A 2412-nucleotide genomic window follows, 5' to 3' on the forward strand; every position below is an offset into this window, starting at 1 on the left:
CGGCTACTCCATTAGCGGCAACAAGGTGCTCCTGACGCGCGATGACCTGAAGCATCCGGCTGATCTCTACACGTCTGGCACCAACGGCAAGGGCCTGAAGCAGGTCTCGCACTTCAACGCCAAGCGCATCAAGAGCGCACAGACCGGCGACTTTGAGTTCTACACCTTCAAGGGTGCGAACGGCGACACCGTGCAGGGCTATGTGGTCAAGCCAGTGGGCTACAAGAAGGGCAAGACTTATCCGGTGGCCTTCGTTATCCACGGTGGTCCGCAGGGTGCAATGACCAACAGCTGGAGCTATCGCTGGAACGCACAGACGTACGCCGGGCAGGGCTTCGCCGTGGTGACGGTGAACTTCCACGGTTCCACCGGGTATGGCCAGAAGTTTACCGACGCTATTTCGGGTGACTGGGGCGGCAAGCCACTTGAAGACCTCAAGCTCGGCTGGAGTGCTGCGCTTTCCAAGTACAGCTTCCTCGATGGGGATCGCGCTTGCGCCCTTGGTGCAAGCTATGGCGGCTACATGGTTTATTGGATCGCCGGTGTATGGAACCAGCCGTGGAAGTGCCTCGTCGACCACGATGGTGTCTTCGACGCACGCGCCATGTACTACGACACCGAAGAGCTTTGGTTCGAAGAGAAAGAAAACGGTGGCACGCAGTACGATCACCCGGAAAACTACGAGCGCTTCAACCCGATCAACCACGTGAAGGACTGGCGCGTACCGATGCTGGTCATCCACAGCGGCAAGGACTTCCGCATTCCGGAAACCCAGGGCCTGGGCGCGTTCACTGCGCTGCAGCGTCGTGGCATCCCGAGCAAGCTGTTGCACTTCCCGGATGAGAACCATTGGGTGCTCAAGCCACAGAACAGTGTGCAGTGGCATGAAGAGGTGAATGCGTGGTTGAAGGAGTGGACAGCTGCAGGAGCCAAGTAAGTTTGGCGAAAGCGGCGACCTTTGGGTCGCCGCTTTTTTGGTTTTCAAGGAGCGAAAATGATACGCAAGAAGGGATGGAACGGAACTCGGACTGATACGGTGAGATCCGTCAATCATCATGGGGTGATGGCCCTGATTGTGCTCCTGCTCGCAGGATGTACTTACTGGGATGGCGGGATGCTTCCGGACGACAGGGTGCGGGCGACCCGAATGAAGGCAGCGTACAGCGCTACGATAGTGGGACAGACGACGAGGAAGGATGCCGAAGCTGCACTAGGTCTACCTTATTGCAGTCGTTCCTTGAGGAGCGGCGAAGTCGAGCTTCGTTGGGGTGGATTATCGACGAAGATCAATGATGTCCAGTTTCTCGGAGTCAGAACCAAGCGATACGTGGTCAACGGGCAGTGGGATTTGACGCTCGCGTTTCGCGACGACGTGCTAGTCGATAAAGCCCCAGGTTGGAACTCGCCGGATTCTGACCATTCCTGTGTCGTCACGTGTCCTGAGTGCCGGTTTCGATCGGTGGGTAGAGAGGGCAACGTGTCCGTCCCGCTTGATGCCGGACCAAAGCCACGTGCAGGATGGAAGGATGAATAAGGACGATTTGACGAAGAAAATTCGAGAGGCTTTTGCATGGCGTACCAGACCAGAAATTGTTGCCGATAGGTCTCGATCGCCTGTAACGGACCGGCAGGACGCAGAGCGTCTGGAGCGGCGCAGCCGTGAAGAACTGGACTGGTAGTTCCTGCAAAAAAACGCCGATGCGCTGTATGCCATGACGCCCGAGGCCTTTCGGTACTACCTTCCAGAATTCATGATTCTGGGTATGGTCGCGAGTGAGACATCGCCACTTTTCATCTCTCCGATATTCCAGATGTTGGACCCAGGGCCGGATACGACGTTCTGGAGTGATGCCTTCCGCCGTTACTGGGTCGGCATGAATTCCGATGAATATGACGCGATCAAGGCTTGGACCGTCTTTCTGGCGTCGAGTAACGCTGGATGGGTGGATGACGTTGTTCTTTCCAGGGACTTCGACACCTTGGTTCGTCTTGAAGAATCCTCGATTCAACCGGGTGATCGCTGTCATGAATTACCGTGACGGTACGGCAGTGGCGAGYGTCCCCACGTCCGAGTGGTCGTATCCCAGCCACGGCTTCCTTGTCCTTGACGACGACAAGACGACCTTCCGGAACAGCGATGCTGACGAAATCGCCGCTACCCAACATGCGAAAGCCGAAGCATCTGCTGGGGTACATGAATGACAGTCACAAGCAGCCTGCATTTGACGAGCACATTTTTGACGGTCGGAGACTTCGAGCGCGCAGTCGGGCCGCGTGCTGACTTTCATTGGGGGAAAGGCGACCACGCGTTCAGTCCGGAAGGGCGGCACCTCGGTAGCTTTCGGTCGGACTCACACTCGGAATTCAACTTGTTCGAGGGCGGGGGGCTCCCCTTGGAGGACGCGCTGGAAG

3 protein-coding genes are annotated in these 2412 nt (G+C 57.1%); all 3 read left to right on the forward strand.

Annotated elements, in window-relative coordinates; genetic code table 11:
* Positions 1 to 937, forward strand: a 937-nt coding sequence (locus AC1DT2_RS20700) for a S9 family peptidase (protein WP_477298422.1), incomplete at its 5' end; no start/stop codon positions are given.
* A gap of 589 nt (positions 938 to 1526) precedes the next feature.
* Positions 1527 to 1679, forward strand: coding sequence for a hypothetical protein (locus tag AC1DT2_RS20705; RefSeq protein WP_477298424.1), 153 nt, complete (start codon positions 1527 to 1529; stop codon positions 1677 to 1679).
* A gap of 33 nt (positions 1680 to 1712) precedes the next feature.
* A complete protein-coding gene (locus AC1DT2_RS20710) occupies positions 1713 to 2039 on the forward strand; it encodes a hypothetical protein (protein WP_477298426.1) in 327 nt (108 codons plus the stop codon).
* The last annotated feature ends 373 nt before the right edge of the window (positions 2040 to 2412 follow it).

It is taken from the genome of Luteibacter sp. P4_E6 (genome assembly GCF_056401535.1).

Bases quoted from the DNA above. Each gene is read 5' to 3' on its own strand.
- AC1DT2_RS20705 (WP_477298424.1), top strand. From the start codon at position 1,527: ATGAATAAGGACGATTTGACGAAGAAAATTCGAGAGGCTTTTGCATGG.
- AC1DT2_RS20710 (WP_477298426.1), top strand. From the start codon at position 1,713: ATGACGCCCGAGGCCTTTCGGTACTACCTTCCAGAATTCATGATTCTG.